A 26,476-nucleotide genomic window follows, 5' to 3' on the forward strand; every position below is an offset into this window, starting at 1 on the left:
GCTTACATCCCCCATCTGACCAGCGGCATCTGCACTTGCAGCGCCCACCAGAAAATCACCACGGCGACGATCATCATCGACATGGCCAGCACAAAGCAGGCCATGATGCTGTTGCTGCGGTCGCCCAGAGCGCAGATAAACACAATGGCAAAGGTGGCGGGCAGCAGGCCCAGGTATTCGCCGCAGAAGTAGAAGGCAATGGTGCCCAGGATGATGCAGACCGCACCCCGGAAGTCCGGGATGTCATGCTTGTGCCCGACCAGCGCGGCATCGCCGCCAGCGCCTTTTTTATGGGCCGTCAGCGCAATCAGCACACCCGTCAGCGCCAGCAAGATGCCCACTGCAAAGGGGAAGTAGCCCGGCCCCATATGGTCCAGGGAGCCAATGTTGTAGCTCTGCGCCGCATAGGCCGCACTGCCACCGATCAGCACCATCAGCGCGCCGCCGTAGTAATCCTTGTTGTAGGTTTTGCCTGGGGCGCTCATGGTCGCCCCCTGGCGGGCACAGCGCGCCCATGCACACCCCGGAGGGTGGTCCAGCATTCACACATCTTCGTCTCCTTCTTTTACAACTTTGCGCAGAAAGTCTAGAAAACGAAGCTGCCAAACAGCTGCCAATCCGGCAGCCAACACCAAAAATACGTAGATCTACTTAGCCAAAACAGTCCCGCAAAAGACAGCGGAATCAGGCGCTTGCGGGGGCCAGCGGCAGGCGAACACGGACCAGCAGCCCCGGGCGGCCATCGCCATCGGCGGCATTCCCGTCTTCCAGCAGCAGCTCTCCGTGGAAGCGCTGCACATAGGCCCGTGCAATCGCCAGCCCCAGCCCCGATCCACCCGGCGCTTGCGCGGCATCGGCTTGGAGGCGGCTAAAGCGGGCAAAGGCCCGCTCGCGGTCTTCGGGGGCAATGCCGGGGCCATCATCCTGCACACGGATCTCCACCCAGCCCGGCGTACGCAGCACGGCCACATTGATATGGCCTTGCGCCGGGGTGTAGACGATGGCGTTGTGGACCAGGTTGGCGAGCAGTTCATACACGGCCGTGGCGGCGGCCTGCACGGGCGCGGCCATCGGCACAGCCGGCGCGTGTGCGCCATCGCTGCCGGCAGGTTCATCCTCATCAAAATCCTGCCCCCGCACATCGGTCCAGCCCAGGTCCTGCTGCTTGTCCAGCGCCAGCGGCAGGTAGGCCAGCACCACCTCGCGCGCCACCGCATTGGCATCGCAGAGTTCGGCCTCCCTGCGGATCGCCACCGCAGGCTGGCTGGCATGGGCCAGCGCCAGCAGCTGCTCGGACACGCGGCGGCCCCGCTGCAGTTGCTGGAGCATGCTGCGCAAAGTCGCCTGCACGGCCTCGGGATCGGTCTCGCGCAGCGCATAGCCGGCCTGGGTGGTCAGAATGGCCAGCGGTGTGCGCAGCTGGTGCGAGGCATCGGCCAAAAACTGGCGCTGCTGGGCCAGCGCATCGCGTTGCTGCGCCAGGTGCAGGTTCATCGCATCCACCAGGGGTCGCACCTCGCCGGGCACGTCCTGCGTCGCCAAGGGCTGCAGGTCATCGCTGCGGCGCTGCTGCACAGCGCGGCGCAAAGCCTTCAACGGCCGCAGGCCCCAGGCCACGCCCAGCCACACCACCAGCACCAAGACCAGCAGGGTGCGGCCGTCGCGCAGCAGGCTGTCCCACATGAGGCTGTGCACGGTACGCTCAATGCCCGCGCTGGTCTGGGCCGACTGGATCAGCACCCGCCATTCCTGGCCCGATCGGTCATGCAGCACGCGCAGCAAGGCCAGCACGCGCACCGGCTGGTGCTCCACCTCGGCGGCATAGACCACGCGCGTACCATCGGCAGCCGCGCGAAAAGGCCGGCCTGCATCGGCCGGGTCCTGCGCCGGCTCTGGAAACTGCGCCGCGCCCAGCAGCAAACGGCTCTGCGCGCCATCCGGCGTCTGCAGCTGCACGCGCAGGAACTTGCGCCGGCTGCTCACGGCCTCGAACATCGAGACGATGTGCAACGGCCCATCCAGGCTCAGCTGGCCCTCGCCGTCCCAGCCCAGGCTGTCCGACAAGGCCTGCGCCGGCTCCAGCAGGCTCTGGTCATAGGCCTGGGCCAGCTCCCGCCCCAGGCTAACGCTGTCACGCCAGCTGTCCAGCACCAAGAGCGCCGTCAGCACGGGCACCAGCACCCACAAAAGGCGCAAACGCAGGCCATGGGACGCGCGCAAATGCCAGGCCATGGCGGCTAAGTGGACAGGGTCGCGCCCGGGCTGTGAGGCGCCGTGGATTCGAGCATATAGCCCAGCCCCCGCACGGTGACCACATGCACGTCGGCACCCGCCAGCTTGCGCCGCACCCGGTGCAGCACCTGCTCGATCGCATCGGGGCTGACCGTGCTGTCTTGCGGGAAGACCTTGGCGCTGAGTTTGGATTTGCCGACGGGCGCGCCGGTGCGTGCCATCAAGGCCTCCAGCGCCGCATGCTCGCGTGGGGTCAGCGCCAGCATCTGCGCGGCCAGCCAGAAGGTGCGGTGGCTGCTGTCATAGCGCAAGGATCCGCATTGCTGCACCGCTTGCACCCTGCCCTGGCTGCGCCGGTACAGGGCCGCCAGGCGTGCCTCCAGCTCGGCCACTTCAAAGGGTTTGGTCAGGTAGTCGTCGGCGCCTCGATGCAGGCCTTCCACCCGGTCTTGCACCGCCCCTTGCGCGGTCAGTACCAGCACCGGCTCACGCCGGCCCTGGCTGCGCATCGACGACAACCAGTCAAAGCCATGCTGGTCGGGCAGTTGCAGATCCAGCACCACCACGTCAAAGGGGTCGTCCTGCAGCAAGCGGGTGGCCATGGCGGCATGCGAGGCGTGCACCGCCTCGATGTTGGATTGTTTGAGCGCGCGCACCAGCCAGGCCGCCATTTCCAGCTCGTCTTCAATCAGCAATATGCGCATGCTTAGCCGCCCGCTCGTGGAGCCACAAAGAGCGCGATCATACGCCTATGGACCGTTGCGCGGGTGTGCCGTGGGCGTCGCTACTCCTGGATCGGCGAGGGGATGCCAGGCGTGGGCACCGGTGGTGGCTGGATGGGAGCGGGGTCTTTGACGGGCGGCGCTTCCGGGTGACGGGGGTCAATATGCATCAAAGGCTCCTTGAGAATCATCTCCGGGCATTGTGCCCAGGCCCGGCAGGGCGCGCTGTCAGCAAACGCCCTGCCGTCGCGGCGCATTTAGCGCGCCAGCACGGGTGCCAGGGCCTTGCCGGTATGCGTGCCCGCCTGGACCAGGTCCTCGGGTGTACCCGTTGCCACAATGCGGCCGCCGGCATTGCCGCCTTCCGGCCCCAGGTCGATCACCCAGTCGGCCTCGGCGATCACATCCAGGTCATGCTCGATCACCACCACGCTGTGACCGGCATCCACCAGGCGGTGCAACACATGGATCAGCTTGTCCACATCGGCCATGTGCAGGCCCACGGTAGGCTCATCGAGTACATACAAGGTATGGGGCGCCTTGTTGCCCCGGCGCGTGATGTCATCGCGCACCTTGGTCAGCTCGGTCACCAGCTTGATGCGCTGCGCCTCGCCGCCCGACAAGGTGGGCGAAGGCTGGCCCAGGGTCAAATAGCCCAGGCCCACATCCTGCAGCAGCTGCAGCGGATGGGCGATGCTGGGCATGCTGGCAAAGAAGGCCACGGCCTCGTCCACCTCCATCTGCAGCACCTCGCCAATGCTCTTGCCGCGCCAGGTCACCGCCAGGGTTTCGGGGCTGAAGCGGGCGCCATGGCAGACCTCACACGGCACCTTCACATCGGGCAGAAAGCTCATCTCGATGGTGCGCATGCCCTGCCCCTCACAAGCGGGGCAGCGGCCCTCGCCAGTGTTGAAGGAGAAGCGCCCTGCCGCATAGCCGCGCGCCTTGGCTTCCAGGGTTTCGGCAAACAGCTTGCGGATCGTGTCCCAAAAGCCGATGTAAGTGGCGGGGCAGGAGCGCGGCGTCTTGCCAATTGGCGTCTGGTCCACTTCCAGCACCCGGTCAATGCCTTCAAAGCCTTGCAAGCCCTTGCTGCCGATAAGCGCGGGGGCCTTGCCGGCATCCATGTCATCGCGCCCCGCCTTGGTCGAGCGCTGGCCCACCCAGGCGGCCACATTGGTCAGCAGCACATCGCGCGCCAAGGTGGATTTGCCCGAGCCCGACACGCCGGTGACCGCCACCAGGCGCTTGAGCGGCAGGCGCACATCGACGTTCTGCAGGTTGTGCAGGTTGGCACCCAGCACCGCCAGCCAGTGCAGCGGCGCCATGGCATCGGCGCGGGCCGGCGCCGCCATGGCGGCATTGGCCAGGGCGCTGTCGGCAGCCAGCGCTGCGGCCAGGTCTGCAGCGATCTGCTTCTTGGTGCGCTTTTTGGCGACGGGTGCGGCCTCGTCCGTGGGCGCTGCCAGCACCGCATCGGCCACGCCATGCACCAGCCGGCGCGGCTGGAAGGGGTGGCGCATCGCATGCAGCAGGTAGCGGCCGGTTTGCGATTCGGGCGCATCCATCACATCCTGCGTCGTGCCCTGGGCCACCAGGCGGCCGCCACGCTTGCCAGCGCTGGGGCCAATGTCGATCACATGGTCGGCGCGGCGAATGGTGTCCTCATCGTGCTCCACCACCACCAGGGTATTGCCCTTGGCGCCCAGCTTTTGCAGCGCATTAAGCAGGATGTGGTTGTCCCGCGCATGCAGGCCAATCGTGGGCTCGTCGAGCACATAGCACACCCCTTGCAGATTGCTGCCCAGCTGGGCGGCCAGGCGGATGCGCTGTGCCTCTCCGCCTGACAAGGTGGGCGCGCCCCGGTCCAGGGTCAGGTAACCCAGGCCGACCTCTTCCAAAAAGGCCAGGCGGCTGTGGATCTCGGGCAGCAAATCGCGGGAGATATCGCTTTCGCGGCCGGACAGCGACAAGCCCTCCACCCAGAGCCGCACATCCGTGACCGACAACTGGGCAATGGCGGCAATCGACCGGTCATGGAACAGCACCGCACGTGCGGTCGCATTCAGCCGCGTGCCCTGGCAGCTTGGGCAGGTGGTTTCGCCCACATCGTCGGCCTCGGGCTCCTCAAAGCTTTGCTCGCGGCCCCGGTTGTCCTGGGCCATGACGGAGTCGTCATAGACCTTGCGCTGGTCCTTGGTCAGCTTGACGCCGGTGCCCACGCAATCGGGGCACCAGCCGTGCTTGCTGTTGTAGGAGAACAGGCGCGGATCCAGCTCGGCATAGCTGGTGGCGCACACCGGGCAGGCACGTTTGGTGGAGAACACCTGCAGTTTGCCGATGGCCGCCGTATCACTGCCTGCCTGCATGGCCGCTTCCAAGGTGCCGATGGCCGACAGCACATGCAGCACGCCCTTGCCCAGCTCCAGCGCCGTGGCCAGCTTGTCGCGCAGCAGGGCCTCGTTCTCGGGCTTGATCTCGATGCTGGCCACCGGCAGCTCGACCGTGTGTTCCTTGAAGCGGTCCAGGCGCGGAAAGCCGGTGGTGGGCAGAAACTGGCCATCGACGCGCAGATGGGTGTAGCCACGCGGCCGCGCCCAGTCTGCCAGCTCGGTGTACACGCCCTTGCGGGCAACCACCAGCGGCGCCATCAGGCCAATCAGCTGGCCCCGGTACTGGGTCATCAGCTGGGCGGCAATGCTCTCGGGCGTTTGCGGCTGCACGGCCGCGCCATCCTTGGTGCAGTGCTGCACGCCCAGCTTCACGTAGAGCAGGCGCAGAAAATGCCAGACCTCGGTGGTGGTACCCACGGTGGATTTGCGCCCGCCGCGCGAGAGGCGCTGCTCAATCGCCACCGTCGGCGGAATGCCGTAGACCGCATCCACCTCGGGCCGGCCTGCCGGCTGCACAATGGAGCGCGCATAGGCGTTCAGCGATTCGAGGTAGCGGCGCTGGCCTTCGTTGAACAAAATGTCAAACGCCAGGGTGGACTTGCCCGAGCCCGAGACGCCCGTCACCACATTGAACTTGCCACGCGGAATATCCACGCTCAAATTCTTGAGGTTGTGCTCCTTGGCATTGATGATCTGGATGCTGTTGCCCGGCCCGGGCAGCGCGGCGCTTTGCGCAGGCGCTGCCAGCGCATAAGCGGCACGCTGCTCACGCACTTCATGGGGCTGGCCGTCTCCGCGCTCGCCGAGCATGGCCAGCTCGTAATCGCGCAGCGCCTGCGCGGTGTAGGAGCGGCCAGACTTGCGCACCTCCTCGGGCGTACCCTCTTCCACCACCTTGCCGCCGTCTTCGCCGGCATCCGGCCCCAGGTCGATCAGCCAGTCGCTGGCACGGATCACATCGAGGTTGTGCTCAATGACGATCAGCGAGTTGCCCACCTCCAGCAGCTTGCGCAGCGCCCGCATCAGCTTGGCGATGTCTTCAAAGTGCAGGCCGGTGGTGGGCTCGTCAAACAGGAACAAGGTGCCTTTGCGGGCCAGCGCCTGCTTGGATTTGGCCGCGCTCTTGGCCGCCCCCGCCAGAAAACCGGCCAGCTTCAGGCGCTGGGCTTCGCCGCCCGACAAGGTCGGCACCGGCTGGCCCAGCTTCACATACTCCAGACCCACATCCACGATGGGCTGCAGCGCACGGATCACCTCGCGGTCCTTGGCGAACAGCACGGCCGCCTGGCTGACGGTCAGCTCCAGCACATCGGCCACATTCATCAGGCGGCCATCGCGCTCGATGCGTACCTCCAGAATCTCGGCGCGGTAGCGCTTGCCATCGCAGTCCGGGCAGCGCAGGTACACGTCGGAGAGAAACTGCATCTCCACATGCTCAAAGCCCGAACCGCCGCAGGTAGGGCAGCGGCCATCGCCACTGTTGAAGCTGAACTTGCCGGCGGTGTAGCCGCGCTGCAGCGACAGCGGCGCCGTCGCAAACAGCTCACGCACCGCATCCCAGGCACCGACATAGCTGACCGGGTTGGAACGCGCCGTCTTGCCAATCGGCGACTGGTCCACAAAGACGATGTCGGACAGATGGTCCGCCCCCAGCAGGCGCTGGTGCGCGCCAGCCAGCTCGGTGGGCTTGCCAAAATGGCGCATCAAAGCGGGTGCCAGCACATCCTGGATCAAGGTGGATTTACCCGAACCCGACACGCCGGTGACCACCACCATGCGCTGGAGCGGAAAATCCACCGACACATTCTGCAGGTTGTGCTCGGTCGCGCCCTCCAGAATCAGACGCGGCGTGCTTTCGGTCACCATGCGCTTGGCACCCATGCCGACCTGCTTGCGGCCGCCCAAATAGGCGCCAGTCAAGGTATCGGCATGGCGCAGTTCAAGAGGGCTGCCATCAAACACAATCTGCCCCCCCTTCTCGCCCGGGCCCGGGCCCATGTCGATCATGCGGTCGGCGGCAAACATCACCGCCGGATCATGCTCCACCACCACCAGGGTGTTGCCGGCGTCGCGCAAGCGCTTCATCGCCACGATGATCCGTTCCATATCACGCGGGTGCAGCCCGATGGAGGGCTCATCGAGCACGAACAAGGTGTTGACCAGCGAGGTGCCCAGGGCCGTAGTCAGGTTGATGCGCTGCACCTCGCCACCGCTCAAGGTACGGCTCTGGCGGTCCAGGGTCAGGTAGCCGATGCCGACGTCGCAGAGGTAGAGCAGACGGTTGCTGATTTCCTCGTGCAACAGCCGCAAGGCCTGGGCATCGCCATCGTTGCTGCGGCGGATGTCCATGCTGGCAAAAAACACGCGCAACCGGGCAATCGGCAGCAGCATCAAATCATGCAGGCTCAGGCCGGGCAGCGCCTCCAGCTGCGCCCGCGTCCAGGCCACGCCTTGGGGCATGAAGCGCTTGTCCGCAGGCAAGGCGGCATCCGCATCCTTCTTGCTGCCAATACGCCACAGCAGGCTCTCGGTCTTCAGCCGAGCACCGCTACAGACCGGGCAAGGCGTGTAGCTGCGGTACTTGGACAGCAAGACGCGGATATGCATCTTGTAGGACTTGGTTTCCAGATACTCAAAATAGCGGCGGATGCCATACCACTGGCGGCTCCAGTTGCCGTCCTTGTAGCCCTCCTCGCCATGGATGACCCAGTCCTTCTGCGCCTCGGTCAGCTTGGCCCAGGCAGTGTCGCGGGGAATGCCCTGCGCCTCAGCATGGCGCATCAAATCGTCCTGGATCTCTTTCCAGGCGGGTGTCTGGATGGGCTTGATCACGCCGGTGCGCAAGGTGAGCTTGTCGTTGGGAATCACCAGGCCCCAGTCGACCCCAATGACCCGGCCAAAGCCCCGGCAGGCATCGCAGGCACCCACCGCAGAGTTGAACGAGAACATCGACGGCGTGGGCTCGCGGTAGCGCAGGCCACTCTCGGGGCAGTGCAGGCCGGCAGAAAACTTCCACAGCGCGGGCTCGGCGGTGTTGCCCTCGGCATCGGCCTCTGCGATGGCATACACCGTCATCTCGCCGCTGCCGCGCTTCAAGGCCACTTCAATGGCCTCAATCACGCGTGCCTTCTCGGCCTTGCTGAGACGAAAACGGTCGGCCACCACATCGAGCAGCTTGACCCGCAGGGGCGCCTCGGCAGCCGCCTGCTTGCCGGCCTTGGGCTTTTTCTTGCTGCTGTCCACGGCGGCAGCATGCCGCACCGCATCGACCTCGCGCTCGGCCTGCACCTTGGTGAAGCCGCTGGCCGACAGCCATTGCTCGACCTGCTCGGCGCTGGTGTTGGCCGGCAACTCGACGGGGAAGGTGATCACGATGCGCGGGTCACCCGCCTGGCTGCGCTGCAGCAGCTTCTCGTAAATGCTCTCGGGCGTGTCGTGCTGCACTGCCAAGGCGGTCTGCTGGTCAAACAGATGGCCGGCGCGTGCTACGAGCAGTTTCAAGTGGTCGTTCAGCTCGGTCATCGTGCCCACGGTGGAGCGCGAGCTGCGCACCGGGTTGGTCTGGTCGATCGCAATCGCCGGCGGCACGCCCTCGACCTTGTCGACGGCCGGCTTGTCCATGCGGTCGAGGAACTGGCGCGCATAGGCGCTGAAGGTCTCGACATAGCGGCGCTGCCCCTCGGCATACAAGGTGTCAAACACCAGGCTGGACTTGCCCGAGCCGCTGGGCCCTGTCACCACGGTCAGCTCCCCCGTGCGGATATCCAGATCCAGATTCTTGAGGTTGTGCTGACGCGCACCACGGATGCGAATGTTTTCCTGAGACATACCGATGAGCTATCCAGTAATTCGTTGGCGCAGTGCAGCACCCGAATAAGCACGGCCTCAGGCGCAAGGCCAGAGATGCCCAAATACGGATGACTGACAAGACTGCGGGGGAGCAAAATGATCGTGAACAACCATTCTAGGGAGTTCGCCCGGCACGCAACGCCGCTTGCGGCAAAGCCCTGCAAACCACTGTACAAATTTACAGATATTAGCAATTAGGAGACATCACTCCCCCCTCTGCCTGCCGCCCATGAAAAAACCCGCATCCTCTCGAATGCGGGTTCAGGGGCGGAAGGCGCGCTGGGCGCCTTAGGCCTGCTTAGAAGTTGTGGCGGATCCCAGCAGCGAAGGTGCTGAAGTCGGCGCCGGAGACACCGGTGGCGTAGCTGGCGTTGGCCTTGTTGTCGACCTTGGTGTAGCCAGCGTACAGCTTGGAGCGCTTGCTCAGGTTGTAGTTGTAGCCCAGGATCAGCTGGCGTGCGCCGCTGTTGCTGACGTCATCCCACTTGCCTGCCCAGCCGAAGCCAGCCACGAATTCGGAAGCACCCATGGTGTACATACCGGTCACGCGGGCCGCATTGCGCTTGCCGCGCAGCTCTTCGTCAGAGCGCTGGTAGTAAGCACCCAGCTGGAAGGCATTGATGGTGTAGTGAGCGCGCAGGCCCAGTTGCTTGTCGCCACCGACCTTGGTGAAGCCAGCACCCAGGGCCAGCGGGCCGCTTTCCCAGTTGGCTGCCAGGTCGTAGCCGTTCTTGTCGTTGGTGCCAGCAGCCTTTTCATGGAACGAGGTCGCGCCTTCGATGGTCAGGCCACCCAGGATCACGGGGGTGCGGTAGGCGATCTTGTTGGAGTCGCGCATCACGTAGGTGTACAGCGCGTCCGACAGCGAACCGGTGTCGTGGTTAGGCTGGTCCAGCACGCCGTAGTCGGCCACTGCGTAGTAGGACTCGGAGGTGAAGGTACCCAGACGCAGCATACCGAAGCCGCCTTCCAGGTTCACTTCGCTCTGGCGCTTGAAGTTCAGACCGCCAGCGGAGCCGGTGCCCGAGCCGTCATCAGAGTTGAAACCCGATTCCAGCACGAAGCCAGCCTTCAGGCCGCCACCCAGGTCTTCCGTACCACGGAAGCCGATACGCGATGCGTTGTTGAACAGACCGGTGGTCGACACATCGCCCACCTTTTGGCGTTCCACCGAGGTATTCACACGGCCATAAACCTGCACGCTGCTTTGTGCCAGCGCAGCGGTGGAGCCAGCAACGGCCAAGGTGGCAATCATCAAACGATTCAGTGAACGCATAGTGTCCTCGGGGATGGAGTAATAAAAATGGTTTGGACGGTGCCGACTGGGTTTTCAAAACGCCGTATTCAGCTCGTCACATATTATTAATTCTAGGCGGCAGACCCCATTTTCGGCGCTGTATATCGCGCAGATTTTGCGAGAGTGACGCATTGTTACCACACTTCCATGACAGACCCTGGTATTAACCATGAGGCCTAGAAAAGGCGCAAAAAAAACAGCACCCGAAGGTGCTGTTGGGAGGTGAAAGCCTCAGGTGTTACGCGGCGCGCATTCCTCGGGATCCTCCGCATAACCCTCGCCAAGCGGGATGGACGCGGATCGGGATGAGACGCAAGGCGTCTTTTGCAGTCAATAGCCGTAGCTATTGACAAGGAAGACAACGCAGCGGATCGCCCGAGCCCGCGTTCAGACCACGGCAGGGAGTTTTGCAGAGGGTCCCTAGGGGCCCTCTCGCATTTTGGATCTCAGTCGTTGGCGTAAATGTCCACGTCCTTGGTTTCACGCACGAACAAGGTACCGATGACAAAGGTAATGCCGGCAATGATGATCGGGTACCACAGACCGTTGTACATGTTGCCGGTCTGGGCCACGATCGCAAAGGCCGTCGTCGGCAGCAGACCGCCGAACCAGCCATTACCGATGTGATACGGCAGCGACATGGAGGTGTAGCGAATCCGGGTCGGGAACATTTCCACCAGCATGGCGGCAATAGGCCCGTACACCATGGTCACCAGCAGCACCAGGTAGGTCAGCAGCACCACGGTCAAGACCTTGTTCGTCTTGGCCGGGTCGGCCTTGGCGGGGTAGCCATCCTTGGCCAGGGTTTCCGCAACCGCCTTCTTGAACGCCCCATCCTTGGCCTTCAGATTGTCGCCACTCAGGCCCGCTGCAGCATAGCTGGGGATCGTGTCATTGCCGATCTTGATGGCAGCGATCGTTCCGGCAGGTGCTGCCTCAGTCTCATAGCTCACCGAGTTGGCGGCCAGCAGTTGCTTGGCCACGTCGCAGGAGCTGGTGAACTTGGAGGTACCTGTGGGATTGAACTGGAAGGAGCACTCGGCCGGGTTGGCAATCACCACCACCTTGTTCTTGGCTTGCGCCGCTGCCAGATCCGGGTTGGCCGCTTCGGTCAGCATCTTGAACACGGGGAAGTAGGTCAGCACCGCCAGCAGGCAGCCGGCCATGATGATGGGCTTGCGGCCGATCTTGTCCGACAGCGTACCGAAGATCACAAAGAACGGCGTCGCGATCAGCAAGGCCACGGCAATCATCAGGTTGGCGCTCACCGCATCGACCTTGAGCTGCTGCGTCAGGAAGAACAGCGCATAGAACTGGCCCGTGTACCAGACCACGGCTTGGCCGGCGGTCAGACCGACCAGCGCCAAGATCACGATCTTCAGGTTCTTCCACTCACCAAACGACTCGCGCAGCGGTGCCTTGGAGGTCTTGCCCTCGGCTTTCATGCGTTGGAACGCAGGCGATTCAGACAGGGTCATGCGGATCCACACCGACACGCCCAGCAACAGAATCGAGACCAGGAACGGAATGCGCCAGCCCCAGTCGTTGAAGGCAGGCTCGCCCATCAAGGTACGGGTGCCCAGAATCACCAGCAAGGACAGGAACAGGCCCAAGGTGGCCGTGGTCTGGATCCAGGAGGTGTAGGCACCGCGCTTGCCGTTGGGGGCATGCTCGGCCACATAGGTGGCTGCGCCACCGTACTCACCGCCCAAGGCCAGGCCTTGCAACATGCGCAGCACGATCAGGATGATGGGCGCCGCCACACCGATGCTGGCGTAGTTGGGCAGGATACCGACGATAAAGGTCGACGCGCCCATCAGCAAGATGGTGACCAGGAAGGTGTACTTGCGCCCGATCATGTCCCCCAGCCGGCCAAACACCAGTGCGCCAAAGGGGCGCACGATGAAGCCCGCCGCAAATGCCAGCAGTGCAAAGATGAAGGCCGATGTTGGATCCAGTCCGGAGAAGAACTGTTTGGCGATGATGGCCGCCAGCGAGCCGTAGAGATAGAAGTCGTACCACTCAAAAACCGTACCGAGTGACGAAGCGAAGATGACTTTGCGCTCTTCCTTCGTCATCGGCCGTGCAGCTGCACTGGTTGCCATGTTGTTGTCTCCTTGTAGTGTTGCCGCTCTTTTTTTTGGCGGACACTGCATTCTTCAAGGAAGCGCTGACCCAAGTCTGACGGTTTTCCAACACAAGCTTGCAGGTCGCTGACAATTCGCTGACAAACTCCAGTGCAACCCGCAGAAATCGTTTTGCCATGCGGAAAATCGCTGCACTGCAGCATCAACCAAGGGAAAGTCCTAGGCCTGGCAAAACAGGGCGGAGAGGCATTTTGCCGCGCGCTGCGGCTGCAAAAACGGCGGCTCAGGCCTTGGTCAAACCCGAGGGACGGTTGGCGGCCGCCTCCCAGTGCCCATCGGCAAACCAGGCATCGCCGTTCAGGCAGGCGCTCAGCATCGGCAGCCCATCCAGGCCCCAGAACAGCTGCCCGTCCAGCACCATGCTGGGCACGCCAAAAGCCCCGGCGGCGGTGGCCGCATCGGTGTTGCTGCGCAGCCATTGCTTGGCCTCTTGCTCGGCCGCATCACCGCTGCGCAGCTGCTCGGCCAAGGTCTGCTGCAAAGCCTGCAGGCGCTGCGGCTCCAGCGCGTCGGCGCCACCCAGCCAGACATGGCGAAAGATCGCATCGGCCGTGAAGCGGTTGATGCAGCCGCCCTGGCCCGTGCGCAAGGCCAGGCGCAGCAAAGGCAGCGGGTTGAAAGGGTGTTGCGCAGGCATCTGCAGGCCGCAGCCCTGGCGCTCGCCCAGCCAGCTCACATGGCGGTAGGTCCAGGCACGCTTGTCGGCAATACCGGCCGGGCCGGGGTTGGCATGCTGCTGCAGCAGCGCACCCAGCAGCACGGGCCGGTAGCGCACATGCACGCTATGGCCTTGCAGCGCCTGGGGCAGCGCATCAAAGGCCAGCCAGGCGTAAGGTGAGACAAAGTCCAGGTAGAAATCGATGGTCTTCATACCCGGACTCCTTTAGGGTGCAGGCACCAGTGGTCGGCCATTGCTGCCCAGGCCCGCGCGGCCCAGCGCCTGCAACCAGATCTGCTGGCGCTCTGCCGTCTCAGCCTTGGACCAGGCACGGATTTCGTCGATCGAGCGGTAGCAGCCGATGCAATGGCTGCGGTCCGCATTCATCTTGCACAACGACACGCAAGGCGATGGCACTACATCGGCGTAATCGGCGGCAAAAGCGCCGGTCACGCGGACCTGCTTGGTGCGGGCCGCCAGCGGCGCGGGCGAGGCCACGGGCAGCGCTACGGGTTGTTCTGCTTGCTCGCTCATACCGCCTCCTTGACCACATCGGCCACGGGCGCGCCGGTCAGCGCCTCCAGATCGGCGGGCGCCAGCGCAAAAACCCCATTCGGATGGCCCGCCGCCGCCCAGATCTGCGCAAAGCGGAACAGCTCGCGGTCGATCAGGGTCACCGGCTGGGTCACATGGCCGACCGGGGAGACTCCACCAATCGCAAAGCCGGTGCGGGCTTTGACAAAATCGGCATCCGCCCGGCCCACGGGGCCCACCAGCGCGGCCACCTTGGCCTCGTCCACGCGGCAGTCACCCGAGGTGATGACCAGCACGCAGGCATCGTCCATCTTGCGGCGAAAAATAATGCTCTTGGCGATCTGGCCCAGCGCAATGCCCAGCGCATCGGCCGCTTCCTGGGCCGTGCGCGCTGCCACCTCCAGCATCTGCGGCCCATGCGGATGGCCCTTGTCCTGCAGCACCCTGGCTACCCGCTGTACCCCTTCGGGCAGGCTCAGCAACTCCGCTCCACACATGGTTTGACTCCTTGTTAAGCCGTGATTGTGCCGATTTGCACCCCCCGCTGCAGCGCTCCGGGCATTCGCGACTGGTCTCAGCCCTTTAACCCGCGCGCTTGTTCATCAGCGCCACGGCCACGCGCGAGTTGGGCTTGCGCTGCAAAAAGTCGCTGATGTAGATGCCCGCATCGACCAGCTTGTCCAGGTCAATGCCGGTCTCGATGCCCATGCCCTGCAGCATGTAGACCAGGTCTTCGGTGGCGACATTGCCGGTGGCACCCTTGGCATAAGGGCAGCCGCCCAAACCCGCAATGGACGACTGGAAGTTCCAGATGCCCATCTCCAGCGATGCCAAGGTGTTGGGCAAGGCCTGGCCATAGGTGTCATGGAAATGCCCGCTCACCTGGTCCACGCTGAAATACTGCAAGGTCGCCTCCAGCGCCTTTTGCACCTTGATCGGCGTGCCCACGCCAATGGTGTCGGCTACATCGACGCGCTCCACGCCAATGCCCTTCATCAGCTCAGCCAAATAGGCCACGCGCGATGGTGCAATCTCACCCTCATACGGGCAGCCCACCGTGCAGCTCATCGCGCCGCGCACCGCAATGCCAGCCGCCTTGGCGGCGGCCACCACGGGCGCAAAGCGCTCGATGCTCTCGGCAATCGAGCAGTTGATATTGCGCTGGCTGAAGGCCTCGCTGGCCGCGCCAAACACCACGATTTCATCGGGCTGGGAGGCCACGGCCGCTTCATAGCCCTTCAGGTTCGGCGTCAGCACCGAATAGCGCACCCCGGCCTTGCGCGCCAGCCCCGCCATCACCTCGGCGTTGTCGCCCATCTGGGGCACCCACTTGGGGCTGACAAAGCTGGTCACCTCGATTTCGGTCAGGCCCGCATCTTGCAGCCGGTGCGTCAATTCGATTTTCACAGCGGCAGGAACGGGCGATTTCTCGTTTTGCAGGCCGTCACGGGGGCCGACATCAATCAATTGAACGCGTTGGGGGTAGCGGGCCATGGGGCGTCTCCTGGGGGTTTTCTGGGGTAAACGGGGGGTCGGATTCAGTATCCGCGATCGGCATAGACCATGCCGCCAGGCTTCTCACCTGCGGCAAAGGCCTGGAGCTTGTGCAGGATCTGCAGCAAGGTCTCCTCGGGCAAGGTGCGGGCAGAGCTGTGCGGCGTGATGCGAATCTGGGGGTGCTGCCAGAACGGGTGCGCAGCGGGCAGCGGCTCGGTGCGGAACACATCCAAGGTGGCGCCTGCCACCTGGCCACTGTCCAGCGCGGCCAGCAGGTCGGCATCCACCAGGTGCGCGCCACGCGCCACATTGACCACATAGGCGCCCGGCTGCAGCTGCGCCAGCAGGCCGGCATCGATGATGTTCTCGGTCTGCGCCGTCAGCGGAAGCAGGTTGACGAGGATGCGCGTGGAACGCAAAAAGACCGGCAGCTGCGCCATGCCGGCAAAGCACTGCACGCCGGCGACCTGCTTGGGTGAGCGGCTCCAGCCGCGCACCGGAAAATCAAACTGCGCCACCGCCTGGGCCACGCGCTCGCCCAGCACACCCAGGCCCATCACGCCAACGGGAAAGTCGCTGCGCAAGCGCAAGGGCTGCTGGGCCCAGACGCCAGCGCTTTGCTGTGCCCGGTACGGCGCCAGGTCGCGAAAATGGTCGATGACCGCATGGCAGACATACTCGGCCATCTGCACCGCCATGCCAGCGTCTTCCAGCCGCAGCACTGGCACACCCGGGGGCAGCTGGCGCGCAAACAGCGCATCCACCCCGGCGCCCATATTGAAGATGGCCTTGAGGCCCGCGCCTTGCTCGTCCAACAGCTGCTGCGGCGGCTTCCAGACCAGCGCGTAATCGGCCTGGGCCATGCCAGGCGTCCAGCCGCTGGCTTCTGCCTGGGGCAGGTGCAGGCGAATGGCGTCCAGCCAGGGCTGCAAGTCGTCGCTTTCGGTATAGACGAGAATTTTCATGGCCGGGATTTCAGCACAGAAAAGGGCGCTGCGCGGTCACAGACAGCGCAGCGACCGCTTCAGGAAGCCGTGACCTGGAGCTTGAGCAGCTCCGAGCCTTCGGTCACCTGGTCGCCGGGCGCAAACAGCAGCTCCAGCACCTCGCCGTCGGCGGGGGCTGCAATCGTGTGCTCCATCTTCATCGCTTCCATCACCGCTAGCGGCTGGCCCTTGCTGACCTTGTCGCCCGCCTTCACCGCAAACGACACCACCTTGCCCGGCATCGGCGCGGTCAAACGCCCGCCTTCGCTGCCCGCCTCACCGGCATGGGCCAGCGCATCAAAGGCGGTGATCTCAGCCGCGCCACGTGGTGCGAACACATGCACCACCTCGCCTTGCTGCCAGGTCTGCACTTGGTCGCGCTGGCCGTTGAACTGCAGCTCCACCAGCTCGCCGTTAGGGCTGAACTGCAGCGGGCCCGTGGCATCGCCCACCGTCAGCACCAGGCCAGCGGCCTCATAGCGCAGGGCTGCCTGCAATTTATCGCCACCAAACTCAAAGTCAAAACGGCGCTCGGTCACCCCATGCGACTGCCAGCCATCACGGCGGCTAAAGGGGTCGTGGCTCTGGGTCGCGCGCTCCTGCAGCAGCTCGGCCACCACGGCCGCAGCGGCAGCGGTGTCGGCGCCCAGGCCGCGTTGTTTGAAGAGCAGTGCCTCCTCGCGCTGGATCAGTGCCGTATCGAGCTTGGCCTGGCCAAACGACGGCGTGGCCAGGATATGGCGCAGAAACTGCACATTGGTCTGCAGACCGACGATGCGCACCGCAGCCAGCGCCGCATCCAGCCGCGCCAGCGCCTGGGCGCGGTCGGCGCCATGCACGATGAGCTTGGCGATCATGCTGTCGTAGAAGGGGCTGATGGCATCGCCTTCGCGCACCCCATCGTCAATACGCACATCGCTGACACCGAAGCTGCTGCAATCGGGCTTGCGGTAGACATGCAAGGTGCCGGTGGCGGGCAGGAAGTTGTTGTCCGGGTTCTCGGCGCAGATGCGCGCTTCGATCGCGTGGCCGGAGATCTTCAGCGCCGCCTGCTGCTTGGGCAGCGGCTGGCCGTTGGCCACCTGCAATTGCCACTGCACCAGGTCTTCGCCAGTGATGGCCTCGGTCACCGGGTGCTCGACCTGCAGGCGGGTGTTCATTTCCATGAAGTAGAACTTCATCGCCTCGGGCTGGTCGTAGCCGCCAGGCTGCTCGACGATGAATTCCACCGTGCCGGCACCCACATAGCCCACGGCCTTGGCAGCCGCCACGGCCGCCTCGCCCATCTGCTGGCGCAGCGCGGCGGTCATGCCGGGCGCTGGCGCTTCTTCCAGCACCTTCTGGTGGCGGCGCTGCACCGAGCAATCGCGCTCGAAGAGATACACGCAGTTGCCCTGCGAATCGCCAAACACCTGGATCTCGATATGGCGGGGGCGCAGCACGTATTTTTCGATCAGCACCGCATCGTTGCTAAAGCTGTTGATGGCCTCGCGCTTGCAGGACTCCAGCGCGGCGGCAAAGTCTTCGCTCTTTTCCACCAGGCGCATGCCTTTGCCACCACCGCCGGCACTGGCCTTGATCAGCACCGGGTAGCCAATGCGGTCGGCCTCCCCGTGCAGCATGGCCGGGTCCTGGCCCGCGCCGTGGTAGCCGGGCACCAGCGGCACACCGGCCTTTTCCATCAGCTGCTTGGATTCGGCCTTCAGGCCCATCGCGCGGATGGCCTGGGCAGGCGGGCCGATGAACACCAGGCCAGCAGCGGCGCAGGCCACGGCAAAGTCTTCGTTCTCGCTCAAGAAGCCGTAGCCAGGGTGGATGGCCTGGGCGCCGGTGGCCTTGGCGGCCTCAATGATGCGTTCCCAGCGCAGGTAGCTGTCCTTGGGGGCGCTGCCGCCGATGTGTACGGACTCGTCGCAGGCCGCCACATGCTTGGCATGCGCGTCAGCGTCGGAGTAGACGGCCACGGTCTTGACACCCATGCGGCGGGCCGTAGCGGCAACACGGCAGGCAATCTCACCCCGGTTGGCGATCAAAATTTTCGAGAACATAGAACAATCTCCTCAGTCTTTTTCCTGACCCCAGCCCGCCTTCGCAAGCCCTCGGTCAATATCGTTGGTTATCCGCGCCCGTGGCGGCCAGGGCCACCGGCTCTTCATGGCCCAGCCACCGGCGAATCCGGCGCACTACGGCCCGCAAAAACTTCCACAAGGTCCAGGTCAGCACCCACATCAACACCAGCACCACGGCCAACGCCACCGCAAACACCAGCGGGTGGTTGATCGCCAGCCACACCGCACCGATCGAGACCCCATCCTCCAGCAGGCTCGCGCCCCAGTTGGAGAACGGCTCCGGGCTGGTGTTGATCGCCGCGCGCGTGGTGGTCTTGGCCACCTGGCTGCTCAGCGCCAAGGTGCCGCCCATCAGCGCAGCGGCGGTGGCCATCGTCGCGTTGTCGGTGCCAAATACGCTGGCCGCCAAGGCCGCGCCTGCGGGCACTCGCACCACGCTTTGCACCACATCCCAGGCCGAATCCACACCGGGAATCTTGTCGGCAAAGAACTCGACAAACAGCAGCGCACCGCTGATGAACAGGATCACCGGCTGCTGCAGCACCGTCAGCCCACCGGGCAGTTGCAGCACGTCCGTCGCGCCCAGCATGCCCGTCACAAACACCACCGCGTAGAGCCGAAAGCCACTGGCCCAGCCCAGCGCCGCAGCCAGGGCCATCAGCTGGCCCCAGTCCCACTGCGCCATGGCCTGGCCCACTTGGCCTGCCGCCTGGCCGACCTGGTCGGCCGCCTGCCCCACCGTTTGGGCGGTGTCCTTGTCCAGATGCAGGCCGATGCCGTGCAGCCAGGTGACGATGGTGTTCCAGATATCCATGGTGGTGCTCCTCAGTGCCAGTCAGCAAACGCGCTGTTTATAGCGCCAATGCCTGCTTGCTGTCTGCCATCCAAAGCCGTTTTTTGGAGCCCTTAGCCTCCCAGCCAGCTGGGTTTGCGTTTGTTCAAGAATGCCTGCACGCCTTCCTTGCCTTCGGCGCTGGAGCGGATGTCGGCAATGCCGGCCACCGTCTCGGCAATCAATGCGGCATCCACCTCGCGGCCAGCGACATCGATCACCAGCTTTTTGCAGGCCTGCACCGCTGCCGGGCTGGCGCTCAGCAGGTGCTTGAGCAGACCGTCCACAGCGCTGTCCAGTGCCTCGGCCTCCACCACCTGGTGCACAAAGCCGCTGCGCAGCGCTTCGGCGGCGTCAAAGCGCTCGCCGGTCAGAAAGTAGCGGTGCGCGGCACGTGCGCCCATGGCACGGATCACATAGGGGCTGATGGTGGCCGGGATCAGGCCGATCTTCACCTCGCTCAGGCAAAAACCGGCGTGGCTGGCCGCCACCGCCATGTCGCAGCAAGCCACCAGGCCCATGCCACCGGCGTAGACATCGCCTTGCACCCGCGCAATCGTGGGTTTGGGGCAGGTGTAGATCACGCGCAGCATCTCGGCAAGCTTGCCAGCATCGACCAGGTTCTCGTCACGGCTGTAATCGGCCATGGCGCGCATCCAGTTCAGGTTGGCGCCGGCGCAAAAGGCCGGGCCCTCGGCGGCCAGCACCACGGCGCGAACCTGGGCCTGCTCGCCCACCCAGGTAAAGGCCCGGGTGATGTCGGCAATCACCTCGTCGCTGAAGGCATTGCGCACATCGGGCTGGGTCAGGGTGATGGTGGCCACCGGGCCGGCGGCTTCAACGGTCAGAAATGTGCTTTTCATGGTGTCCTCTCTGTCTCAGAGCCTTACATGCGGAAGACGCCAAACTTGGTGTCCTCAATCGGCGCATTGCGCGTGGCCGCCAGGCCCAGCGCCAGCACGCGGCGGGTGTCGGCGGGGTCGATGACACCGTCATCCCACAGCCGGGCCGAGGCGTAGTAGGGATGGCCCTGGTCCTCGTACTGCTGGCGGATGGGGGCCTTGAAGGCCTCTTCCTCCTCCGCCGTCCAGGCACCGCCCCGGCCTTCGATGCCATCGCGCTTCACGGTAGCCAGCACGCTGGCCGCCTGCTCGCCGCCCATGACGCTGATGCGCGCATTCGGCCACATCCACAAAAAGCGCGGGCTGTAGGCCCGGCCACACATGCCATAGTTGCCGGCGCCAAAGCTGCCGCCGATGATGATGGTGAACTTGGGCACGCTGGCCGTGGCCACCGCCGTCACCAGCTTGGCGCCATGGCGGGCAATGCCCTCGTTCTCGTACTTGCGGCCGACCATGAAGCCAGTGATGTTCTGCAGGAACAGCAGCGGAATCTTGCGCTGGCAGCACAGCTCGATAAAGTGCGCGCCCTTGACGGCCGATTCGCTGAACAAAATGCCGTTGTTGGCGATGATGCCCACCTCCATGCCCTCGACCCGGGCAAAGCCGCAGACCAGGGTGGCGCCAAAGCGGGCTTTGAACTCGTCAAAATCGCTGCCATCGACAATGCGGGCGATGATCTCGCGCACATCAAAAGGCTTGCGGGTATCGACCGGGATCACGCCATACAGCTCTTCAGTCGGGTAGGCCGGTGCCTGCGGTGCCTTGTCCGCCGGGTTGGGCTGCTTGGCCTTGTTCAGGTGGCTGACGGCCTTGCGGGCCAGCGCCAGTGCATGGGTGTCGTTGTCGGCCAGGTGGTCGGCCACGCCCGACAGGCGCGTGTGCACATCGCCACCGCCCAGGTCTTCAGCGCTCACCACTTCGCCCGTAGCGGCTTTGACCAGCGGTGGGCCGCCCAAAAAGATCGTGCCCTGGTTCTTCACGATGATGGACTCGTCGCTCATCGCCGGCACATAGGCGCCGCCGGCGGTGCAGGAGCCCATGACCACGGCGATCTGGGCAATGCCCTGGGCGGACATATTGGCCTGGTTATAGAAGATGCGGCCAAAGTGCTCGCGGTCGGGGAAGACCTCGTCTTGATTTGGCAGGTTGGCGCCGCCCGAGTCGACCAGGTAGATGCAGGGCAGGCGGTTTTGCGCAGCCACCTCTTGGGCGCGCAAATGCTTTTTGACCGTCATCGGGTAGTAGGTGCCGCCTTTGACCGTGGCATCATTGCAGACGATCATGCAGTCCACCCCACTGACGCGGCCCACGCCGGCGATCAGGCCCGCGCCGGGCGCATCGTTGTTGTACATGTTCAGCGCGGCCAGTGGCGCCAGCTCCAAAAAGGGCGTGCCCGGGTCCAGCAGCATCTGCACGCGGTCACGCGGCAGCAGCTTGCCACGGCCCAGGTGCTTGGCGCGTGCGGCTTCACCGCCGCCCTGCGCCACCTTGGCGGACTGGGCCCGCAGGTCCTCCACAATGCTGCGCATGGCTTGCGCATTGGTCTGAAAATCTGCCGACCGGGCATTCAGCTGGGTTGCGAGTTTGCTCATGCTTGTCCTCTTCAATGTTCTAGCGTTCCGTTCAGAAACGCGTTTTCTTTAAAAATAGTCTGCTGCTACACGAATCCGCACCATGCACACTGTTGAAACCGTCCTGCTCGTCCTGATGATCGGTGCCGTCACCGGCATCATTGCGCGCTACATCCGGGCCATACCGCTGCCGCTGATCCAGATCATGCTGGGCGCTGCGCTGTCCTGGCCGCAAAAAGGCCTGCATATCGATTTCGACCCCGGCCTGTTCATGCTGCTGTTCATTCCGCCCTTGCTGTTTGCCGACGGTTGGCGCATTCCCAAGCGCGAGTTCTTTGCGCTGTACCGCCCCATTTTGCGGCTGGCCTTTGGCCTGGTGCTGTTCACCGTGATCGGCATGGGCTACCTGATCCACTGGATGATTCCGGAGATCCCGCTGACCGTGGCCTTTGCGCTGGCCGCCGTGATATCGCCCACCGATGCGGTGGCCGTCTCGGCCATCACGCGCAACCTGGGCATGCCGGCACACACCATGCATGTGCTCGAAGGCGAATCGCTGCTCAATGATGCCTCGGGCCTGGTGGCGCTGAAATTTGCCATCGCCGCCACCTTGACCGGCCTGTTCTCCTGGACCGAGGTCACCCAGGAGTTTTTGTGGATTGCACTGGGCGGCCTGGCCGTGGGCGCTGCGGTGGGCTGGGGTTTTAGCTACCTGCGCGATACCGTCACCCGCCGCCTGGGCGATGTGGCCGCCACGCAGATGGTGTTGCTGCTGGTGCTGCTGCCCTTTGCCGCCTACCTGCTGGGTGAAAAATTTGGTGTCTCCGGCATTCTGGCCGCCGTGGCTGCGGGTGTGGCCACCAATTTTGGCGATCTGAACCGCGCCGACTACATCTCCGAGCGCATGCAGACCGCTGGCACCTGGGCCATGGTCGAATCGGCCTTCAACGGCGCAATCTTTTTGCTGCTCGGCCTGCAGCTGCCCTCGATCATCGGCGTGACCCTGCGCGATGCCGGCCATGACTGGTGGATTCTGGTGGGCTATGTCGCCATCATCTCGATCGCACTGCTGGCGCTGCGCTGGATCTGGTTGATGCTGGGCGTGAGCCGCAGCCTGCACAAGGCCCACCAGGCCGGCAAGCTGGTCAAAAAGCCCGACCTCTGGCTGAATCTGGCCACCACCCTGGCGGGCATACGCGGCGCCGTCACCTTGGCCGGTGCGCTGTCCGTGCCGCTGCTCTTGAACAACGGCCAGCCGTTTCCGGCACGCGACATGCTGATCTTTCTGGCCACCGGCACCATTTTGTTCACCCTGGTGATTGGCAGCATCGGTCTGCCGCTGGTGCTGCGCCGCGTGCAAGCGGTGAGCGAGCCCGAATCGGTGCGCGAAGAGCGCCAGGCGCGCATTGCGGCCTGCCGCGCTGCCATCAACAGCCTGGCGATGAGCGACGAGGACGCCGCCCAGCAGCCCACTGAATGGCAGGCCCAGCAGCATGAAATCGAAGGCCGCATTGCGCGCGAGTACCGCAGCCGTATCGACCTTCTGGACGAGGAGCGCACCCCCGAATCGGCCGAGATGCAGGACCTGGCCACGCCGGACGCTGTGCAAGAGAGGCGCCTGCGCTATGTGGCCGAGCTGGAGATGCGGCTCAACTGCATCAAGGTCGAGCGCCACACCATCTACGCCGAGCGGCACAACAACCGCATCAACGACGAATCGCTGCGCAGCCTGGTGCAAGAGCTGGACCTGAGCGAGATCACCCTGCGCAAGCGCCTGGAAGTGGCCCGCCGCGCCGCCGCCAAGCAAGCTGCCAAGCTCGAAGGGCATTGATGCGGGGGGCGGGTGCTGCATGGCGGCGCTCTGCCGGTGTCAGGCCGTTTGGTCCACATCCAGCTTCAGCGACGCAATCATCGCCTCGCGGATCTTGAACTTCTGGATCTTGCCGGTCACGGTCATCGGGAAGGCCTCGACAAACTCGATATAGCGCGGCACCTTGTAATGGGCCACCCGGCCCTTGCAATAGCTGCGCAGCGCCTCGGCATCCAGGCTTTGGCCGGCCTTGACGATGACCCAGGCGCAGAGCTCCTCGCCAAAGCGGCTGTCGGGCACGCCCACCACCTGCACATCCTGCACCTGCGGGTGGGTGTAGAGGAACTCCTCGATCTCGCGCGGGTAGATGTTCTCGCCGCCCCGGATCACCATGTCCTTGATGCGGCCGACGATGTTCACATAGCCTTCGGTATCCATGGTGGCCAGGTCGCCGGTATGCATCCAGCCATCGCCATCGATGGCCTCGCGCGTCTTGGCCTCGTCGCCCCAGTAGCCATGCATGACGGAGTAGCCACGCGTACACAGCTCGCCCGATTGGCCGGGCGCCACGGTCTCGCCGGTCTCGGGGCTGACGATCTTGACCTCCAGGTGCGGATGCACCTTGCCCACCGTGGACACGCGCTTGTCCAGCGGCGTGTCGGTCGAGCTTTGGCAGCTGACCGGGCTGGTCTCGGTCATGCCGTAGGCAATGGTGATCTGGGACAGGTGCATCTGGCTGACGACGCGCTTCATCACCTCGATCGGGCAAGGCGAGCCGGCCATGATGCCGGTGCGCAGGCTCGACAGGTCGAACTCGGCAAAACGCGGGTGGTCCAGCTCGGCGATAAACATCGTGGGCACGCCATGCAGGCCGGTGCAGCGCTCGGCTTGCACGGTCTCCAGCACCGTCAGCGCATCAAAGCCATCGTTCGGGTAGACCATGGCCGCGCCATGCGTCATGCAGGCCATATTGCCCAGCACCATGCCAAAGCAGTGGTAGAGCGGCACGGGGATGCAGAGCCGGTCTTCTTCCGAGAGCTGCATCGCCTCGCCAATGAAATAGCCGTTGTTGACGATATTGCGGTGGGTCAAGGTGGCACCCTTGGGGAAGCCGGTGGTGCCGCTGGTGAACTGGATATTGATAGGGTCGTAAGGCGTCAAGGTGGCGCCAATCTGCGCGACCTGCGGGTCGGCGGCCTCACCGCTGGCGATAAAGCGCGAGAAGCGCTGCATGCCCGGTTGCTCCTGGCCCTGGCCTGCGACATCGATCCAGACCACCAGGCGCAGATCGGGCAAGGCCTCGATCTGCAAGGCATCGCTGCGCTGGGTTTCCAGCTCAGGCGCCAGCGCGCGCACCATGCCCAGGTAGTCGCTGGTCTTGAAGCGCTCCATCACAAACAGCGCCTTGCACTGCACCTTGTTCAGCGCATAGGCCAGCTCGGACGTGCGGTAGGCGGGGTTGATGTTAACCAGGATGATGCCCACATGGGCGGTGGCCAGTTGCAGCAGCACCCATTCCACATTGTTGTGCGACCAGATCCCCACCCGGTCGCCCTTGGCGATGCCGGCGCGCAGCAAGGCGCTGGCCAGTTGCTGCGATTGCTCCAGCAGTTGCTGGTAGCTCAGGCGCAGGCCCTGGTGGCGGCTGATGAGCGCATCGCGCGCGCCAAAGCGGGCCGCCGTCTCGCGCAGTTGCTGGCCGATGGTCTTGTTCAGCAGACGGGGCTCGGTGGCGCCCCTTGCGTAGCTGCTGGTCAATCGTGTCTCGCTCATGGTGTCTCCTGTCCGCCGCGCCAGCAGCCTGGTGGGCGGCGTATTCCTTGGCATTCAGGATACGCGAGCGTGCCGCGCAAATGATGGCAGGATGGTTGCAAATGTCGCCAGTACAATGGCCATGCTTGGCGCTTTTTAACCCCCACCCTCCATGCCCAAACCCCTGCCCTCTTCTGCCGTCGTGCACCACCCCGCCGTTACGCCCATGGCCTTTGTCCGGGCTATTGCCCGCGCGTACCAGCACCGGGGGCTGAGTGCGGACCGGGCCCTGCAATTGGCGCAAATCGATCCCTTGGCGGTCGAGAAAGACGGCACTGGCATCACCGCGCTGCAGTTTGAAACCCTCTCCGATGCGGCGATGCAGGAGCTGGACGACGAGGCCCTGGGCTGGTTCAGCCGGCGTCTGCCCTGGGGCAGCTACGGCATGCTGGCCCGCGCCTCGCTCACCAGCCCCAACCTCGGGGTGGCGCTCAAGCGCTGGTGCCGCCACCACGGCCTGCTCACCGATGACCTGGCGCTCAGCCTGCAGGTGCAGGGCGAGACGGCCACGGTCGAGATCATCGAACACACCGGCCTGGGCGAGCTGCGCGAGTTTTGCCTCGTGTCCATGCTGCGCAATATGCATGGGCTGTCGAGCTGGTTTGTCGATTCGTCGCTGCCGCTGTTCAAGGTGAGCTTTCCGTTTGAAGCACCGGCCCATGCCGATGTGTATGCACTGCTCTTCCCCGGCGATGTGCAGTTTGGCGCGCCGGTCACGCGCATGCAGTTTGATGCGCGCTACCTGGCCTTGCCGATTGCCCGCGATGAGGCGGCCTTGCAGCGCATGCTGCAGCGCGCGCTGCCGCTGACCGTGCGCCCCTACCGGCGCGACCGGCTGATGGTGCAGCGCGTGCGCCAGCTGCTGGCCGCCGACCCATCGGCCATGCACAGCGCCGACAGCCTGTCCGCCAAGCTGCACCTGTCGCTGCGCACCTTGCACCGCCAGCTCAAGGACGAGGGCGCATCCCTGCAGGCCTTGAAGGACGAGGTGCGGCGCGAACGCTCGCTGACCCTGCTCCACCGCAGCAACCGGCCCATCAAGCAGATCGCGCAGCTGGCTGGCTTTAGCAACGACAAGAGCTTTATCCGGGCCTTTCGCACCTGGATGGGCATGTCCCCGGCCGAATACCGCAAGAGCACCCGCCCGCCCACCTGATGCGCGCCC

18 protein-coding genes are annotated in these 26,476 nt (G+C 64.5%); 2 read left to right on the plus strand and 16 right to left on the minus strand.

Going from position 1 to position 26,476, the window contains the following annotated elements; genetic code table 11:
- Positions 1-2 precede the first annotated feature (2 nt).
- The 15 genes from M2375_RS03260 to M2375_RS03330 all read right to left on the minus strand — a co-directional run bounded on the left by M2375_RS03260 (position 3) and on the right by M2375_RS03330 (position 21,710).
- A complete protein-coding gene (locus M2375_RS03260; RefSeq protein ID WP_259163899.1) occupies positions 3-485 on the minus strand; it encodes a tripartite tricarboxylate transporter TctB family protein in 483 nt (160 codons plus the stop codon).
- Positions 486-684: 199 nt separating this feature from the next.
- On the minus strand, positions 685-2,232 hold the full coding sequence (locus M2375_RS03265) for a sensor histidine kinase (RefSeq protein WP_259163900.1): 1,548 nt from the start codon (positions 2,230-2,232) through the stop codon (positions 685-687).
- A gap of 5 nt (positions 2,233-2,237) precedes the next feature.
- The gene (locus M2375_RS03270) at positions 2,238-2,936 is read right to left on the minus strand and encodes a response regulator (protein ID WP_259163901.1); all 699 of its coding nucleotides are present in this window, start codon (positions 2,934-2,936) and stop codon (positions 2,238-2,240) included.
- A gap of 275 nt (positions 2,937-3,211) precedes the next feature.
- Positions 3,212-9,175 carry an excinuclease ABC subunit UvrA gene (gene uvrA, locus M2375_RS03275; protein ID WP_259163902.1) on the minus strand — a complete coding sequence of 1,988 codons (5,964 nt, stop codon included), beginning with the start codon at positions 9,173-9,175 and terminating at the stop codon, positions 3,212-3,214.
- Between the two features lie 319 nt (positions 9,176-9,494).
- Positions 9,495-10,472 carry a porin gene (locus M2375_RS03280; RefSeq protein WP_259163903.1) on the minus strand — a complete coding sequence of 326 codons (978 nt, stop codon included), beginning with the start codon at positions 10,470-10,472 and terminating at the stop codon, positions 9,495-9,497.
- Between the two features lie 467 nt (positions 10,473-10,939).
- Entirely contained in the window at positions 10,940-12,598 is a 1,659-nt protein-coding gene (locus M2375_RS03285; protein WP_259163905.1) for an MFS transporter, read from the minus strand.
- A 265-nt stretch (positions 12,599-12,863) separates the two neighbouring features.
- Positions 12,864-13,511, minus strand: coding sequence for a 2-hydroxychromene-2-carboxylate isomerase (locus M2375_RS03290; protein ID WP_259163906.1), 648 nt, complete (start codon positions 13,509-13,511; stop codon positions 12,864-12,866).
- A gap of 12 nt (positions 13,512-13,523) precedes the next feature.
- Positions 13,524-13,832: a DUF1289 domain-containing protein gene (locus M2375_RS03295; protein WP_259163908.1), complete on the minus strand. Its 309-nt coding sequence runs from the start codon at positions 13,830-13,832 to the stop codon at positions 13,524-13,526.
- The gene (locus M2375_RS03300) at positions 13,829-14,329 is read right to left on the minus strand and encodes a YbaK/EbsC family protein (RefSeq protein ID WP_259163909.1); all 501 of its coding nucleotides are present in this window, start codon (positions 14,327-14,329) and stop codon (positions 13,829-13,831) included. The genes M2375_RS03295 and M2375_RS03300 overlap by 4 nt, the downstream gene beginning before the upstream one ends.
- Before the next feature lie 85 nt (positions 14,330-14,414).
- Positions 14,415-15,326, minus strand: a complete 912-nt coding sequence (locus tag M2375_RS03305) for a hydroxymethylglutaryl-CoA lyase (protein WP_259163911.1) — start codon at positions 15,324-15,326, stop codon at positions 14,415-14,417.
- Positions 15,327-15,370: 44 nt separating this feature from the next.
- A complete protein-coding gene (locus tag M2375_RS03310) occupies positions 15,371-16,294 on the minus strand; it encodes a glyoxylate/hydroxypyruvate reductase A (protein ID WP_259163912.1) in 924 nt (307 codons plus the stop codon).
- Between the two features lie 59 nt (positions 16,295-16,353).
- Positions 16,354-18,363 (minus strand): acetyl/propionyl/methylcrotonyl-CoA carboxylase subunit alpha, encoded by a 2,010-nt coding sequence (locus tag M2375_RS03315; protein ID WP_259163913.1) that lies wholly within the window; start codon positions 18,361-18,363, stop codon positions 16,354-16,356.
- Positions 18,364-18,418: 55 nt separating this feature from the next.
- Positions 18,419-19,198, minus strand: a complete 780-nt coding sequence (locus M2375_RS03320) for a DUF4126 domain-containing protein (RefSeq protein WP_259163914.1) — start codon at positions 19,196-19,198, stop codon at positions 18,419-18,421.
- Positions 19,199-19,290: 92 nt separating this feature from the next.
- The gene (locus tag M2375_RS03325) at positions 19,291-20,079 is read right to left on the minus strand and encodes an enoyl-CoA hydratase/isomerase family protein (RefSeq protein ID WP_259163916.1); all 789 of its coding nucleotides are present in this window, start codon (positions 20,077-20,079) and stop codon (positions 19,291-19,293) included.
- 23 nt (positions 20,080-20,102) lie between these two features.
- Positions 20,103-21,710, minus strand: coding sequence for a carboxyl transferase domain-containing protein (locus M2375_RS03330; protein WP_259163917.1), 1,608 nt, complete (start codon positions 21,708-21,710; stop codon positions 20,103-20,105).
- 82 nt (positions 21,711-21,792) lie between these two features.
- Here M2375_RS03330 and M2375_RS03335 point away from each other — a divergent pair, with 82 nt between their 5' ends.
- Positions 21,793-23,520, plus strand: a complete 1,728-nt coding sequence (locus M2375_RS03335) for a Na+/H+ antiporter (RefSeq protein WP_259163918.1) — start codon at positions 21,793-21,795, stop codon at positions 23,518-23,520.
- 39 nt (positions 23,521-23,559) lie between these two features.
- Here M2375_RS03335 and M2375_RS03340 read toward each other — a convergent pair whose 3' ends face one another.
- Positions 23,560-25,272, minus strand: a complete 1,713-nt coding sequence (locus M2375_RS03340; protein ID WP_259163919.1) for an AMP-binding protein — start codon at positions 25,270-25,272, stop codon at positions 23,560-23,562.
- 151 nt (positions 25,273-25,423) lie between these two features.
- Between M2375_RS03340 and M2375_RS03345 the strand changes: the two genes are divergently transcribed.
- Positions 25,424-26,467: an AraC family transcriptional regulator gene (locus M2375_RS03345; protein ID WP_259163920.1), complete on the plus strand. Its 1,044-nt coding sequence runs from the start codon at positions 25,424-25,426 to the stop codon at positions 26,465-26,467.
- Positions 26,468-26,476: the final 9 nt, after the last annotated feature.

It is taken from the genome of Comamonas sp. BIGb0152, assembly GCF_024809975.1.
Taxonomy (GTDB): domain Bacteria; phylum Pseudomonadota; class Gammaproteobacteria; order Burkholderiales; family Burkholderiaceae_C; genus Comamonas.